The organism is Pseudomonas sp. PGPR40 (assembly GCF_022014505.1).
Classification (GTDB): domain Bacteria; phylum Pseudomonadota; class Gammaproteobacteria; order Pseudomonadales; family Pseudomonadaceae; genus Aquipseudomonas.
This window is the reverse complement of the sequence record NZ_JAKLSP010000025.1, coordinates 65167-79316: the sequence shown is the minus strand read 5'-3', so window position 1 is coordinate 79316 and position 14150 is coordinate 65167. Positions and strand designations below refer to the sequence as shown.

Below are 14150 nucleotides of genomic sequence, written 5' to 3'. Positions count from 1 at the left end.
AGCCTGGCTTTGCCATGCCTGAAGAAAACTTCGGGAGAGTCACCATGGGTGCTACTCAATTAAAAGCTGTTCTGCCACGGGAGCTGCTGGCTTCGGTGGTTGTGTTTCTGGTCGCCCTGCCCTTGTGCATGGGCATCGCCATCGCCTCGGGGCTGCCGCCGGCCAAAGGCTTGATCACCGGTATTATCGGTGGTTTGGTGGTTGGCTGGCTTGCCGGATCGCCGCTGCAAGTCAGCGGCCCGGCGGCGGGTCTGGCGGTATTGGTGTTCGAACTGGTGCGCCAGCATGGTATCGCCATGCTTGGGCCGATCCTGTTGCTTGCGGGTTTTCTGCAATTGGTGGCTGGACGCCTGAAGCTGGGTTGCTGGTTTCGGGTCACAGCGCCCGCGGTGGTGTACGGCATGCTCGCCGGGATTGGGGTGCTGATCGTGCTGTCGCAAGTGCATGTGATGCTCGATGCCGTGCCCAAGCCGTCGGGGCTGGATAATCTGGCGGCCTTCCCTGCTGCCGTGATTCAGGCTTTGCCGTCGCTTGGTTGGCAAGCGGGTTTGCTTGGGCTGTCGACCATTGCCGTGATGTGGCTGTGGGAAAAACTACGCCCGCATTCCCTGCGGTTCGTTCCCGGAGCATTGCTCGGGGTCGGCCTGGCAACGGTCGCCAGCCTGGTGCTTGCATTGCAGGTCAAACGCGTGGAAGTCCCGGCCAACCTGGCGGAAGCCATCGACTGGCTGCGTCCGGCGGATCTGCTTAACCTGGCTGACCCGGCGCTGCTGATCGCGGCCTTCGCCGTGGCCTTTATCGCCAGCGCCGAAACCCTGCTCTCGGCCGCCGCCGTGGACCGCATGCACAGTGGACAACGCTCGGACTTCGACCGCGAATTGTCGGCGCAAGGCGTCGGCAATATGCTCTGCGGTTTGCTCGGTGCGCTGCCGATGACCGGAGTTATCGTGCGCAGTTCGGCCAACGTTCAGGCCGGCGCCACCACCCGACTGTCGACGGTGTTCCATGGTCTGTGGTTGCTGGCGTTCGTGCTGCTGCTATCGAGCGTACTGCAAAGCATTCCAGTGGCGAGCCTGGCGGGCGTCCTGGTTTACACCGGTTTCAAACTGGTGGACCTCAAGGCCTTTCGCGGCCTGGGCCGTTATGGCCGGATGCCGATGTTCACTTATGCGGCGACCGCACTGGCGATCATCTTCACCGACCTGCTGACCGGCGTGCTGATCGGCTTCGGTCTGACACTGGCCAAACTGGCCTGGAAGGCTTCGCGCCTGAAAATCAGCCTGATCGATCTTCCAGCGGACGGCGAAATGGAACTGCGACTGGTGGGGGCGGCGACTTTCCTCAAGGTACCGGCGCTGACCCAAGTGCTAGGGACCATTCCAGCAGGCGCAACGGTGCATGTGCCGCTCAATAATCTGAGCTATATCGATCACTCGTGCCTTGAGTTGCTGGAGGAATGGGGCCGGGCCAATGCGGCCAAGGGTTCGAAGCTACTGATTGAGGCGCGAGGGTTGAAGCGCAGGCTTGAAGGACGGTTGCGTACTACAACCGGTGTAGGCTCAACCGCTTAAACCACCTGTAGGAGCGAGGCTTGCCCGCGAAGGCGGCGTTACATTCAACATTGATGTCGACTGACACGCCGCCTTCGCGGGCAAGCCTCGCTCCTACAGGTATTGCATAGACTTACGCCGCTGGCTGATCCAGCTCAAGGCCCACGCCCAACTGGCGCGACAGGCACGGCCAGCGCTTCCAGGCAGCGCCGGTGTCCGGGCTGTTGAGCTTATCGCGGTAGGCTTCTACCGACTCCAGCGCGAAACTTTCATCGTTCAGCATCTCGTCCACAGCGTGATGCACCGCCTCATCCAGCTGATTGGCAAATTCCTCGCCAATCAGTTGGTGGGCAATCAGGTTGGCAACCGTCATGTCCAAGGGGATCAATGGCTGGCCAAAATGCTTGATGTACAGGTCGTTGACCTCTTCGACCAACCGATGCGCCAGATAAGCTTCATCCAGCAGGCCGTCCAGGCCGATATGACCGGCCATGATCGCCGGCGGCTGAAGGAAGAAGTGCTCGGCAATTTTCAATACCGGCTTGATCTGCGATTCGATGCCCGCTTCCCTGGCGACTTCATTGGCTGCATCCAGCAGGTCCGGCACTTGTTCTATATACGCGGCCACAAAACGCGTCATCACGCCGTTGGCATCGATATCCGGCAATTGGATGGCCGCATGCAGGTGCGGCAGTTGAGTTTCCAGTTGTCGGGTCAACAGGCCGGTCTCGGCTTCATGTTGTTGGGCTTTTTGGATCTGCTCGCGCAATGCGGCGGTGTTCATGAAAACTCCAGGAAACAAGGCAATGAAATAGGGAAAACAAAACGTAGCTGGCTTATGAAAAATGCTAAGACGCATTTGTCATAATTATTTCATCCTTGAGACTTCAAAGTTATATCTATTTGCCACCACTCGTCTGCATCCTTCTCCATTCGCGACCTGGAACGCAAGTCCAACCTGTTTCGATTGATTTACGCCATCGCGTTGCGAGGTGGCAGTCGCTGTCTATACTCGGTTCTGAATGGAGTTAGCTGATGACGCCCGACTGCATATGCAGCAAGGCTCGGCGATTCAAGTTCGTAGTCTGAAAAAGCCGCTCCCTTGCCGCAGGTGAAAGCCGGCGGGATAAAAAGAACTATAAGGGGAACCCGCAATGATGCGACATCCACATGTCTGGATGGGCCTCCTGTTGTGGTCGATTTTCAGTCAGGCACAAGCGGCCTGGACTGTGAATATGGCGCCTGGAGCGACTGAAATCAGTCACGCAGTATTCGATCTGCACATGACCATTTTCTGGATCTGTGTAGTGATCGGCATCATCGTCTTCGGCGCCATGTTCTGGTCGATGATGGTCCACCGCCGCTCTACCGGGCAGGTGGCCGCCAAATTTCATGAAAGCACCACCGTCGAAATTCTCTGGACCATCGTGCCCCTGCTTATTCTGGTGGCCATGGCGGTCCCCGCAACCGCCACCCTGATCAAGATGTACGACAACACGGAGCCGGATATCGATATCCAGGTCACCGGTTATCAGTGGAAATGGCACTACAAATACCTTGGCCAGGACGTCGAGTTTTTCAGCAACATGGCCACTCCCGCCGATCAGATCCAGAACAAGGAAACCAAGGGCGAGCATTACCTGCTGGAGGTCGACAAGCCGCTGGTGCTGCCGATCGGTGCCAAGGTGCGCTTTCTGGTGACCTCCGCCGACGTCATCCACTCCTGGTGGGTGCCGGCCTTCGCGGTCAAGCGCGATGCGATTCCGGGCTTCGTCAATGAATCCTGGACCCGTGTTGAAAAGCCCGGCATCTACCGTGGCCAGTGCGCCGAGTTGTGCGGCAAGGACCATGGTTTCATGCCGATCGTGGTCGAGGTCAAGGAAAAGGCCGATTACGAAACCTGGCTGGGCGAACGCAAAGCGGAAGCCGCGCAGCTCAAAGAGCTGACCAGCAAGGAATGGACCCTCGACGAGCTCAAGGAGCGCGGTGACAAGGTCTATCACACTACCTGCGTGGCCTGTCACCAGGCTGAAGGCCAGGGTCTGCCGCCGATGTTCCCGGCACTCAAGGGCTCGAAAATCGCCACCGGGCCGATCAAGGATCACCTGAACATCGTCTTCCACGGCAAGCCCGGCACCTCCATGGCAGCGTTCGGCAAACAGCTGTCGGAAGTCGATATCGCGGCGGTCGTGACCTATGAACGTAACGCCTGGGGCAACAACAAAGGCGACATGGTCACCCCTAAAGAAGTGCTGGAGCTGAAACAGGCGGAAAGCCAATGACCCGGTCTATTGCGTACGTCAGGAACCGCTCGGGGCATGATGCCTCGGCCCGCCCAGCCCATCCGTTTGCAGGAGACAGGACATGACTGCTGTAGTCGATGACCATGTTCATACCGGCACCGCTCACGCCCACGGCCCCGCCAAAGGCCTGATGCGCTGGGTGCTGACCACCAACCACAAGGATATCGGCACGCTGTACCTGTGGTTTGCGTTCTCCATGTTCCTGCTGGGCGGCTCGTTCGCCATGGTGATCCGGGCCGAACTGTTCCAGCCGGGACTGCAAATCGTCCAGCCGGAATTCTTCAACCAGATGACCACCATGCACGGCCTGGTGATGGTGTTCGGTGCGGTGATGCCGGCCTTCGTCGGCCTCGCCAACTGGATGATCCCGTTGATGGTTGGCGCGCCGGACATGGCCTTGCCACGGATGAACAACTTCAGCTTCTGGCTGTTGCCGGCAGCGTTTCTGCTGCTGGTATCGACCCTGTTCACCCCCGGTGGCGGGCCGAACTTCGGCTGGACCTTCTATGCACCGTTATCGACGACCTACGCGCCGGAAAGCGTGACGTTCTTCATCTTCGCCATCCACTTGATGGGGATCAGTTCGATCATGGGCGCGATCAACGTGATCGCGACCATCCTCAACCTGCGCGCCCCCGGCATGACGTTGATGAAAATGCCGCTGTTCGTCTGGACCTGGCTGATCACCGCATTCCTGCTGATCGCGGTGATGCCGGTATTGGCCGGCTGCGTGACCATGATGCTGATGGACATCCACTTCGGCACCAGTTTCTTCAGTGCCGCCGGTGGCGGTGACCCGGTACTGTTCCAGCATGTGTTCTGGTTCTTCGGTCATCCCGAGGTGTACATCATGATCCTGCCGGCCTTCGGTGCCGTCAGCTCGATCATTCCGGCGTTTTCGCGCAAACCACTGTTTGGCTACACCTCGATGGTCTACGCCACGGCGAGTATTGCGTTCCTGTCGTTCATCGTCTGGGCGCACCACATGTTCGTGGTCGGCATTCCGCTGGTGGGCGAGTTGTTCTTCATGTACGCCACGCTGCTGATCGCAGTGCCCACCGGGGTCAAGGTGTTCAACTGGGCCAGTACCATGTGGCAAGGCTCGCTGACCTTCGAGACGCCGATGCTGTTCGCCGTGGCGTTCGTCATCCTGTTCTCCATTGGCGGTTTCTCCGGGCTGATGCTGGCCATCGCCCCGGCGGACTTCCAGTACCAGGACACCTACTTCGTGGTCGCGCACTTCCACTATGTGCTGGTGCCGGGGGCGATCTTCGGGATCTTCGCCTCGGCCTACTACTGGATGCCGAAATGGACCGGCCACATGTACGACGAAACCCTCGGCAAGCTGCACTTCTGGCTCTCGTTCATCGGCATGAACCTGGCGTTCTTCCCGATGCACTTCGTGGGCCTGGCGGGCATGCCGCGGCGGATTCCGGACTACAACCTGCAATTCGCCGACTTCAACATGGTGTCGTCGATCGGTGCGTTCATGTTCGGGGCCACGCAGATCTTCTTCCTGTTCATCGTGATCAAGACCATTCGTGGCGGCGAGCCGGCACCGGCCAAGCCGTGGGATGGCGCCGAAGGCCTGGAATGGAGCATTCCATCGCCCGCGCCGTATCACACCTTCACCACGCCGCCGGAAGTGAAATGAACGCACACCCCGTAGGAGCTGGCTTGCCAGCGAAGGCAGCGATTCGGTGTGTCAGACATACCGCTTTCGCTGGCAAGCCAGCTCCTACAGGGGTCTATGTAGAGGGCTTTCAACGTGGCTGATTCGATTTCGACGAAGAAACTCGTCACCCGCCTGTTGCTGGTGGTGGTGGCGATGTTTGTTTTCGGCTTTGCCCTGGTGCCGATCTACGACGTGATGTGCCAGGCCTTCGGCATCAATGGCAAAACCTCCGGGCAGTATGAAGGCGAGCAAACGGTCGACGTCTCGCGGCAGGTTCGCGTGCAGTTTCTGTCGACCAACTCCGCCGACATGATCTGGGATTTCTATCCCAAGAGTGATGAGCTGACCGCTCATCCGGGGGCGGTGAACGAGATGATTTTTATCGCCCACAACCCGACTGATCGGCCGATGAGCGCCCAGGCGGTGCCGAGCATCGCGCCCAGCAACGCAGCCGCGTACTTCCACAAAACCGAATGTTTCTGCTTTACCCAGCAAGTGCTTCAGCCCGGTCAACGCATCGAGATGCCGGTACGGTTCATCGTTGACCGCGACATGCCCAAGGAAGTGAAGCACCTGACGCTGTCCTACACGCTGTTCGATATCACCGCACGTCATCCGCCCGTGGCTGTTGCAGCAAGCACCGGCGGCTAGACGTATAGCGTGCCCGATAAGGAGAACAATAAATGGCAACTCATGAACATTATTACGTTCCAGCCCAGAGCAAATGGCCGATCATCGCCACGGTCGGCATGTTCGTCACGGTGTTCGGCCTGGGCACCTGGTTCAATGACCTGAAGGCTGCGCGGCCGGAATCCCACGGCCCGCTGATCTTTTTCGTCGGTGGTCTGCTGCTGGCCTACATGTTGTTCGGCTGGTTCGGTACGGTGATCAAGGAAAGTCGCCAAGGGTTGTACAGCGCTCAGATGGATCGCTCGTTCCGTTGGGGCATGAGCTGGTTCATTTTCTCGGAGGTGATGTTCTTCATCGCCTTTTTCGGTGCGCTGTTTTATGTGCGCAACATCACGGGCCCGGCATTGGGTGGTGAGGGCACTAAAGGCCTCGCCCACATGTTGTGGCCTACGTTCGAATTCACTTGGCCGCTGTTGAACAATCCGGACCCGAAACTCTTTCCTCCACCCAAGGAAGTCATCAGTCCCTGGGGCCTGCCGCTGCTCAATACCGTGCTGCTGGTGAGTTCCAGCGTCACCGTGACCATCGCTCACCACGCCTTGAAGAAAGGCCATCGCGGCGCACTGAAAATCTGGCTGGCGCTGACCGTATTGCTCGGTTGCGCGTTCCTCGGTTTCCAGGCCGAAGAGTACATCCACGCTTACCACGAACTGGGCCTGACGCTGGGTTCCGGCATCTACGGCGCAACGTTCTTCATGCTCACCGGTTTCCACGGGGCCCATGTGACCATCGGCACCATCATTCTGTTCGTGATGCTGATGCGGATCATGCGCGGGCACTTCGATGCCGACCACCAATTCGCCTTCGAGGCGGCGAGCTGGTACTGGCACTTCGTGGATGTGGTGTGGATCGGGTTGTTCGTTTTCGTCTACGTGCTGTAGGAGCGAGCTTGCTCGCGAAGGTGTGTCAGACACTTTGATTTCGACTGAGACACCTTCGCGAGCAAGCTCGCTCCTACAGCTACCAAGGCACGTGAGATACCAACTGGCCGCTGAAAAAACCCCAGGCGATCAAGCCGACAGTGGTGGCGGCCAGCGCAACACGAACACTCAAGGCGATGACCAGGCGATTCGAGTGGCTGTCGTCCTTGACCAGAAAAAACAGGCCGCTGAACAGGCTGACAACCGTGGCAATCAGCATCAGGACGATGGCTGCTTTGAGCATGGTGACACTCCGGGGGACAGGCGATGCATTTGAGTATAGCTATCGCGATTACCGACTTTCTGGCGATGCCATGAAACGCTTCCGGCCGGGCCTGGTGCCGACCTTGGTGGTCGCGGTGCTGCTGCCCTTGCTGGTGTCACTCGGGTTCTGGCAGTTGAGCCGGGGCGCGGAGAAAAGCGCACTGCTGCAAAGCTACGCCGAGCGTCGGGCGGCCGAACCGATGGCCAGCACCGAACTGCAACACACTGAAGATCCAGCCTTCCGCCGGGTTCGCCTGCATGGCCAGTTCGATGCCGAACACAGCCTGCTGCTGGACAACCGTCAGCGCGACGGCAAGGTCGGGGTCGAGTTGCTGCAACCGTTTCAGGACCGGGCAACCGGGCTGTGGCTGCTGGTCAATCGCGGCTGGTTGCCGTGGCCGGATCGGCGCACACCACCGTCATTCACCACGCCGACTCAGCCAATGAGCCTCGACGCCTGGGTCTACGTATCCCCCGGTGCAACGTTCCAATTGCACGCCGACCCAAACGCCACGACCTGGCCACAACTGATCACCGCCGTTGAGCCGGCCAGGCTCTGGGCGGCGCTTGATCGTGACGGTTTCGCCTACGAATTACGCGCGCAAAGTGGTCCCGCGACCTACCAGGCCGATTGGCCGGTGGTGGCCATGGGGCCGGAAAAACACGTGGCTTATGCCGTGCAGTGGTTCGCCCTGTCGATCGCCCTGCTCGGCCTTTACCTCTATCTCGGCTGGCACAACGAAAAGGAGAACAATAATGGGAGCGGCCATGAATCCACCCGGCATGTCTGAGGCGAAAACGCCGGTAAATCGGCGACGCGGGCGCTTGCAGTTGCTACTGATCCTGTTGGGAGTGGTGGGTCCGATGATCCTCGCCACCGGCATGTACACATTGCAATTCTGGGTACCCGAGGGCCGCAGTTATCACGGTGAACTGATCGGCAACGGCCAGACCCGCGCCGACATCGGCGTGCAGGCGCAAGAAGACCGCTGGCAGTTACTGGTGACAGCGCCCAAGGATTGTTCGGTGGACTGCCAGCAGTTGGTGTATCTGGCGCGCCAGATCCAGATCGGCCTCGGTCGCGAGGCCTCCCGCGCCAGCCATGCGCTGGCCATCGCACAGCCGCTGAACAGCGATTACGCGACTAAACTTCAACGCGAGTACCCGCAGTTGCAGCGCTATTCGCTGGACCCGCCGACCTACATCAAAGGCGCTCAGAGCAATGACACGCCGCACCTGTGGATCATCGACCCTCACGGCAACCTGGTGCTGCGCTACGACCCGACGGTGAAGGGCAAGGACCTGCTCAACGACCTGCGCCATTTGCTGAAACTGTCGAACATCGGATAAGGGCATCGTCATGGCCAAACCTGGATTTCGCCTCGCGCTGTTTGCCACCTTACTGGCACTGATTGTGGTGTTGCTCGGCGCCTACACACGCCTGACCCACGCTGGCCTCGGCTGCCCGGACTGGCCCGGCTGCTACGGTTTTATCAGCGTGCCGAACAGCGAAGCCCAATTGGCCCATGCCGAACTGCATTTTCCCGATACGCCGGTAGAAGCCCACAAAGGCTGGAACGAGATGCTTCACCGCTACTTCGCCGGCACGTTGGGGCTGTTGATCACGGTGCTGGCGGGCCGCGCCTGGGCCCACCGTCATCACCCGGGGCAGCCGGTGAAACTGCCGTTGTTCTTGCTGGCGGTGGTGTTCGCCCAAGCGGCGTTCGGCATGTGGACGGTGACGCTCAAGCTCTGGCCGCAAGTGGTCACCGGGCATTTACTTGGCGGCTTTGCGACGTTGAGCCTGTTGTTTCTGCTGACCTTGCGCCTGTCCGGCGTGTTGCCGGCGCTGACCGTGCCCCGGCGTTTGCAGCACTGGGCGACCGCCGGGTTGTTGCTGGTGATCCTGCAAATTGCCCTGGGTGGCTGGGTCAGTTCCAATTACGCGGCGGTGGCCTGCATCGACTTTCCCACCTGCCACGGGCAATGGCTGCCACCGACTGATTTTGCCAACGGCTTTCACCTGACCCAACACATCGGCCCCAATTACCTGGGCGGGCAATTGGACAGCGAGGCCCGCACCGCGATTCACCTGACTCACCGCATCGGCGCATTACTGGTCACCTTCGTTTTGCTCGGTCTGGCCTGGCAGTTGAAGGTCGTCGGCATGACGCGCCTGGCTGCCATGGTGTTGATCGCCCTTGCCGCACAAATCACCTTGGGCATCAGCAACGTGCTGTTTCATCTACCTCTGCCGGTGGCTGTCGCCCACAACGCCGGTGGCGCAGCGCTGCTGCTGACGATGGTGCTGGTCAATTATCACGCGCGAACCAGTCTGGTTCGGGTCAAGCAGCCGACACGCTGGCGCTTCAGCCCGCGTAAACATTCAGCCGGGCCCATAACAATAAAAGGAGAGATGCCATGGCGATTCTGATCGGCGAACGTCACAGTCAGGCAATCTGGCGCGATTACCTGGAGCTGACCAAGCCGAAAGTGGTGGTGCTGATGCTCATCACCTCGCTGGTCGGCATGTTCCTCGCGACCCGCGCCGGGGTGCCGTGGACGGTGCTGGTGTTCGGCAATCTGGGGATTGCCTTGTGTGCCGGCGGTGCGGCGGCGGTCAACCATGTGGTGGATCGGCGCATCGACGCGGTCATGGCCCGGACTCACAAGCGGCCCTTGGCCGAAGGTCGGGTAACTCCGAGTGCTGCGCTGACTTTCGCTCTGGTATTGGCGGTGCTCGGTCAGGCTTTGTTGTTGGCCTTCACCAATCCGCTGACCGCGTGGCTGACCCTCGCCTCGCTGCTTGGCTATGCGGTGGTCTACACCGGCTTCCTGAAACGCGCGACGCCGCAGAACATCGTCATTGGTGGCCTCGCCGGTGCGGCCCCGCCGCTGCTCGGCTGGACCGCCGCCACCGGTCATGTCAGTGCCGAACCGTTGCTGTTGGTGCTGATCATCTTCGCCTGGACCCCGCCGCACTTCTGGGCGCTGGCGATCCACCGCAAGGAGGAATATGCCAAGGCTGACATTCCGATGCTGCCGGTGACCCATGGCGAGCACTACACCAAAGTCCACATCCTGCTTTATACCTTTGCGCTACTGGCCGTCAGCCTGATGCCCTATGTGATCCACATGAGCGGCGTGCTCTACCTGATATGTGCCCTCGCACTGGGCGCGAGGTTTCTGCAATGGGCCGTGGTGCTGTACCGTGGCACTCGGCCGCACGCGGCGATCAACACGTTCAAGTACTCTATTTACTACTTGTTCCTGCTGTTTATCGCGCTGCTCGTAGACCACTACTTACTGTTGATCCTATGACCCGAACCCAGAAAACCGTCTTCATACTCGTCGCCTTGATCGCGCTGATCCTGGGCCTGACCATCAATAAAGTACTGACCGGAAAAAACCAGGGCGACCCGACGGCACTGATCGATGCGGGAATCATCCTGTTGCCCCAAAGCCGTAACCTGCCGGACGTGAAGATGACCGATCAGGACGGTAAGCCAGTGGCGGTCAACGAGCTGAAAGGCAAATGGAGCCTGCTGTTCTTCGGCTACACCTTCTGCCCGGACATCTGCCCGACCACCCTCGCCCAGCTGCGGCAGATCAAGAGCGAACTGCCAGCGGATGCTGTGGACAAGTTGCAGGTCGTTTTGGTCAGCGTCGACCCGAACCGCGACACGCCCAAGCAACTCAAGCAGTACCTGGGGTACTTCGATCCACAGTTCATCGGGCTGACCGCATCTTCGGTCGAAGACATTCAGAAACTGGCCAATGCGGTGAGTATTCCGTTCATTCCGGCGGACACCAGCAAGCCTAATTACACCGTCGACCACAGCGGCAACCTCGCAGTGATCGGCCCGGACGGGACCCAGCGCGGGTTCATTCGTGCACCGCTGAACAATCAGAAGCTGGTGACGCAGTTGCCGGTGATGCTCAAGCGCGAATAAGCAACACCACCCCCTGTAGGAGCCCGGCTTTCCGGCGAAGGCGATCTCACGGGCGCCTTCGCCGGCAAGCCGGGCTCCTACAGGGTTGGTATTTCAGGCATAAAAAAAAGAGGACGCAATCAATGCGTCCCCGTTTTTCTTATGATCGTTCCCACGCTCCGCGTGGGAATGCAGCCAGGGACGCTCTGCGTCCCCTTCAGTATCAGAACGCCGGCAGTACCGCGCCTTTGTACTTCTCGAGAATGAAAGCTTTCACTTCCGGGCTGTGCAGGGCAGCAACCAGTTTCTGCATCGCTGCGCTGTTTTTGTCGTCCGGACGGGCAACGAGGATGTTCACGTATGGCGAGTCGCTGCCTTCGATGACCAGCGCATCCTTGGACGGATCGAGCTTGGCTTCCAGCGCGTAGTTGGTGTTGATCAGCGCCAGGTCGACCTGGGTCAGCACGCGCGGGATGGTCGCGGCTTCCAGTTCGCGGAATTTCAGGTCCTTGGTGTTCTCGGTGATGTCCTTCACGGTCGACAGGATGTTGTTCGAGTCCTTCAACTTGATCAGGCCAGCCTTCGCCAGCAGCAACAACGCACGACCGCCGTTGGTGGCGTCGTTCGGGATCACCACGTTGGCGCCGCCCGGCAGCTCGGTCAGCGTTTTGTGTTTGCTGGAGTAAGCGCCCAGCGGTTCCAGGTGCACGCCGGCAACGCTGACGAGGTTGGTGCCCTTGGCCTTGTTGAACTCATCCAGGTACGGTTGATGCTGAAAGAAGTTGGCGTCCAGACGCTTCTCGGCCACCTGCACGTTCGGCTGGATGTAGTCGGTGAAGACCTTGACCTTCAGGTCCACGCCTTCTTTGGCCAGGGCCGGTTTAACGAACTCGAGGATTTCCGCGTGAGGTACCGGGGTGGCCGCGACCGTCAGGGTGTCGGCAGCGTGTGCGGAAAAGGCTGCAACGGCAGCGAACGCGACGAGTAGTTTTTTCATTCAGCTAACTCCTTGTGGGTACCCGCTTGCGGCGCCCGTTTGGCGCCTGCCAGCGAATGGCCGGCTCATGACTTATTTACGTGAGAAGTGGACAACCAATTTGTCGCCAACGGTTTGCAGCACTTGAACCAGCATCAGCAGCAACACCACCGTCACAACCATCACATCCGTCTGGAAACGCTGGTAACCGAAACGGATCGCCAGGTCGCCCAGGCCGCCAGCGCCGACCACACCGGCCATTGCCGTGTAGGACACCAGTGTAATCGCTGTCACAGTAATCGCCGCGAAGATGCCGGGACGGGCTTCCGGCAGCAAGGCATTGGTGATGATCTGACGTGTCGTCGCGCCCATGGCCTGGGTCGCCTCGATAATGCCGCGATCCACTTCACGCAGGGCGGTTTCCACCAGTCGTGCGAAGAACGGCGTGGCGCCCACCACCAAGGGTGGAATTGCGCCGGCGACACCCAGGGAAGTGCCCGTGATCAACACGGTGAACGGAATCATCACGATCAGCAGAATGATGAACGGCAGCGAACGCAGAATGTTCACCATCAGCGACAACATTGCGTAGACGCCTTTGGCTTCCAGCAACTGGCGCGGGCTGCACAGGAACAACAGCACGCCCAGCGGCAGACCCAACAGCACGGTGAACAACAGCGAACCGCCGAGCATCAGCAGGGTATCGCAGGTAGCCAGCCAGATTTCGTACCAGTCGATATTGGAAAAGAAACTCATCAGGACTTCCATCAGCGCAGCACCTCCATGTGGACGTCAGCTGCGGTGAAGTGCGCAAACGCCGCTTCCATGTCGCCACCGGTGACGGCCAGGGTCAATTGCCCGTAAGGGACGTCTTTGATGCGATCGATGCGACCGGCCAGGATGCTGTAGTCCACGCCCGTTTCCCGGGCGACGGTACCCAGCAACGGCGCGTAGGTCGATTCGCCCTGGAAGGTCAGACGCACAATGCGCCCCGGTACGTGGGCGAAGTCATCGCGCTGTTCGCTTTCGTCGATTTGCTCGTCTTCCTGCACGAAGCGCTTGGTGGTCGGATGCTTGGGGTGCAGGAACACCTCGGCCACCGAGCCTTGTTCGACGATCTTGCCGGCATCCATCACCGCCACTTGATCGCAGACCCGACGGATCACATCCATTTCGTGGGTGATCAGGACGATGGTCAGTTTCAACTCGCGGTTGATCTCGGCCAGCAATTGCAGGACCGACGCCGTGGTTTGCGGGTCCAGGGCACTGGTGGCTTCATCGCACAGCAAGACTTTCGGTTTGGTTGCCAGGGCGCGGGCGATGCCGACACGCTGCTTCTGACCGCCAGACAGTTGCGCCGGGTACTTTTTCGCATGGTCAGACAGACCGACCCGCGCCAGCAACTCCGCCACACGCCGGTCGATTTCGCTACGGGACAGTTCACCGGCGAGGGTCAGCGGCAGCGCGACGTTGTCGGCCACGGTCTTGGACGCCAGCAGGTTGAAGTGCTGGAAAATCATCCCGACCTGCTGACGGAAGCGCCGCAGGCTATTGGCGTCCAGCGCGGTGACTTCTTCGCCATCGACGATGATCTTGCCGCCACTGGAGTTTTCCAGACGATTGATCAGACGCAGCAGGGTACTTTTTCCCGCGCCGGAATGGCCGATCAGGCCAAAGACCTGACCATTCTCAATCGTCAGATTGGTTGGATGCAGGGCGGGAATATCCTTACCGGCGACGCGGTAAGTTTTATGGACGTTTTGAAACTCGATCACGTAGCGAACCTTGTGGGGCGCGTTAGAAAGGGATCAGCGGTTAGCCGGGCGCGCATTTTAGCCTG

Annotated in this window: 15 protein-coding genes; 10 read left to right on the top strand and 5 right to left on the bottom strand. The window is 59.7% G+C overall.

The features are described 5' to 3' along the window. Nucleotides 1–44: 44 nt before the first annotated feature. Complete coding sequence (locus MEB48_RS21010; RefSeq protein WP_237885837.1) at nucleotides 45–1571, top strand: SulP family inorganic anion transporter; 1527 nt, start codon at nucleotides 45–47, stop codon at nucleotides 1569–1571. A gap of 112 nt (nucleotides 1572–1683) precedes the next feature. Here MEB48_RS21010 and MEB48_RS21005 read toward each other — a convergent pair whose 3' ends face one another. After that, the gene (locus MEB48_RS21005; RefSeq protein ID WP_237885836.1) at nucleotides 1684–2334 is read right to left on the bottom strand and encodes a hypothetical protein; all 651 of its coding nucleotides are present in this window, start codon (nucleotides 2332–2334) and stop codon (nucleotides 1684–1686) included. A gap of 370 nt (nucleotides 2335–2704) precedes the next feature. Between MEB48_RS21005 and coxB the strand changes: the two genes are divergently transcribed. The 4 genes from coxB (at nucleotide 2705) to MEB48_RS20985 (ending at nucleotide 7099) form a co-directional block, all read left to right on the top strand. Beyond that, the gene (coxB, locus tag MEB48_RS21000) at nucleotides 2705–3832 is read left to right on the top strand and encodes a cytochrome c oxidase subunit II (protein ID WP_237885835.1); all 1128 of its coding nucleotides are present in this window, start codon (nucleotides 2705–2707) and stop codon (nucleotides 3830–3832) included. Between the two features lie 82 nt (nucleotides 3833–3914). After that, the gene (gene ctaD, locus MEB48_RS20995) at nucleotides 3915–5507 is read left to right on the top strand and encodes a cytochrome c oxidase subunit I (protein ID WP_095055398.1); all 1593 of its coding nucleotides are present in this window, start codon (nucleotides 3915–3917) and stop codon (nucleotides 5505–5507) included. Between the two features lie 114 nt (nucleotides 5508–5621). Next, complete coding sequence (locus tag MEB48_RS20990; RefSeq protein WP_237885834.1) at nucleotides 5622–6179, top strand: cytochrome c oxidase assembly protein; 558 nt, start codon at nucleotides 5622–5624, stop codon at nucleotides 6177–6179. A gap of 32 nt (nucleotides 6180–6211) precedes the next feature. Further along, the gene (locus tag MEB48_RS20985) at nucleotides 6212–7099 is read left to right on the top strand and encodes a cytochrome c oxidase subunit 3 (protein ID WP_237885833.1); all 888 of its coding nucleotides are present in this window, start codon (nucleotides 6212–6214) and stop codon (nucleotides 7097–7099) included. 79 nt (nucleotides 7100–7178) lie between these two features. Here MEB48_RS20985 and MEB48_RS20980 read toward each other — a convergent pair whose 3' ends face one another. After that, nucleotides 7179–7382 (bottom strand): twin transmembrane helix small protein, encoded by a 204-nt coding sequence (locus MEB48_RS20980; protein WP_030129650.1) that lies wholly within the window; start codon nucleotides 7380–7382, stop codon nucleotides 7179–7181. Between the two features lie 70 nt (nucleotides 7383–7452). On the opposite strand from MEB48_RS20980, the gene MEB48_RS20975 reads away from it, so the two are divergent. Genes MEB48_RS20975 through MEB48_RS20955 form a run of 5 tightly spaced genes read left to right on the top strand, consistent with a single transcriptional unit; the run spans nucleotide 7453 to nucleotide 11355 of the window. Beyond that, nucleotides 7453–8193: an SURF1 family protein gene (locus MEB48_RS20975; protein ID WP_237885832.1), complete on the top strand. Its 741-nt coding sequence runs from the start codon at nucleotides 7453–7455 to the stop codon at nucleotides 8191–8193. Beyond that, a complete protein-coding gene (locus MEB48_RS20970; RefSeq protein ID WP_237885831.1) occupies nucleotides 8159–8752 on the top strand; it encodes a hypothetical protein in 594 nt (197 codons plus the stop codon). The genes MEB48_RS20975 and MEB48_RS20970 overlap by 35 nt, the downstream gene beginning before the upstream one ends. A 10-nt stretch (nucleotides 8753–8762) precedes the next feature. After that, nucleotides 8763–9836 (top strand): COX15/CtaA family protein, encoded by a 1074-nt coding sequence (locus MEB48_RS20965; protein ID WP_237885830.1) that lies wholly within the window; start codon nucleotides 8763–8765, stop codon nucleotides 9834–9836. Then, entirely contained in the window at nucleotides 9824–10723 is a 900-nt protein-coding gene (cyoE, locus tag MEB48_RS20960; protein ID WP_237885829.1) for a heme o synthase, read from the top strand. The genes MEB48_RS20965 and cyoE overlap by 13 nt, the downstream gene beginning before the upstream one ends. Next, complete coding sequence (locus MEB48_RS20955) at nucleotides 10720–11355, top strand: SCO family protein (RefSeq protein WP_237885828.1); 636 nt, start codon at nucleotides 10720–10722, stop codon at nucleotides 11353–11355. The genes cyoE and MEB48_RS20955 overlap by 4 nt, the downstream gene beginning before the upstream one ends. Before the next feature lie 202 nt (nucleotides 11356–11557). On the opposite strand, the gene MEB48_RS20950 is transcribed toward MEB48_RS20955, so the two are convergent. From MEB48_RS20950 to MEB48_RS20940, 3 genes are all read right to left on the bottom strand, one after another. Next, nucleotides 11558–12331, bottom strand: a complete 774-nt coding sequence (locus MEB48_RS20950) for a MetQ/NlpA family ABC transporter substrate-binding protein (protein ID WP_237885827.1) — start codon at nucleotides 12329–12331, stop codon at nucleotides 11558–11560. Nucleotides 12332–12403: 72 nt separating this feature from the next. Further along, nucleotides 12404–13078, bottom strand: a complete 675-nt coding sequence (locus tag MEB48_RS20945) for a methionine ABC transporter permease (protein ID WP_030129657.1) — start codon at nucleotides 13076–13078, stop codon at nucleotides 12404–12406. After that, on the bottom strand, nucleotides 13078–14085 hold the full coding sequence (locus MEB48_RS20940; protein WP_237885826.1) for a methionine ABC transporter ATP-binding protein: 1008 nt from the start codon (nucleotides 14083–14085) through the stop codon (nucleotides 13078–13080). Before MEB48_RS20940 ends, MEB48_RS20945 begins: the two co-directional genes overlap by 1 nt. Nucleotides 14086–14150 lie beyond the last annotated feature (65 nt).

Coding starts and splice junctions, on each gene's coding strand:
- MEB48_RS21010 (WP_237885837.1), top strand. CDS start 45: ATGGGTGCTACTCAATTAAAAGCTGTTCTGCCACGGGAGCTGCTGGCT.
- MEB48_RS21005 (WP_237885836.1), bottom strand. CDS start 2,334: ATGAACACCGCCGCATTGCGCGAGCAGATCCAAAAAGCCCAACAACAT.
- coxB (WP_237885835.1), top strand. CDS start 2,705: ATGATGCGACATCCACATGTCTGGATGGGCCTCCTGTTGTGGTCGATT.
- ctaD (WP_095055398.1), top strand. CDS start 3,915: ATGACTGCTGTAGTCGATGACCATGTTCATACCGGCACCGCTCACGCC.
- MEB48_RS20985 (WP_237885833.1), top strand. CDS start 6,212: ATGGCAACTCATGAACATTATTACGTTCCAGCCCAGAGCAAATGGCCG.
- MEB48_RS20980 (WP_030129650.1), bottom strand. CDS start 7,382: ATGCTCAAAGCAGCCATCGTCCTGATGCTGATTGCCACGGTTGTCAGC.
- MEB48_RS20975 (WP_237885832.1), top strand. CDS start 7,453: ATGAAACGCTTCCGGCCGGGCCTGGTGCCGACCTTGGTGGTCGCGGTG.
- MEB48_RS20970 (WP_237885831.1), top strand. CDS start 8,159: ATGGGAGCGGCCATGAATCCACCCGGCATGTCTGAGGCGAAAACGCCG.
- MEB48_RS20965 (WP_237885830.1), top strand. CDS start 8,763: ATGGCCAAACCTGGATTTCGCCTCGCGCTGTTTGCCACCTTACTGGCA.
- cyoE (WP_237885829.1), top strand. CDS start 9,824: ATGGCGATTCTGATCGGCGAACGTCACAGTCAGGCAATCTGGCGCGAT.
- MEB48_RS20955 (WP_237885828.1), top strand. CDS start 10,720: ATGACCCGAACCCAGAAAACCGTCTTCATACTCGTCGCCTTGATCGCG.
- MEB48_RS20950 (WP_237885827.1), bottom strand. CDS start 12,331: ATGAAAAAACTACTCGTCGCGTTCGCTGCCGTTGCAGCCTTTTCCGCA.
- MEB48_RS20945 (WP_030129657.1), bottom strand. CDS start 13,078: ATGGAAGTCCTGATGAGTTTCTTTTCCAATATCGACTGGTACGAAATC.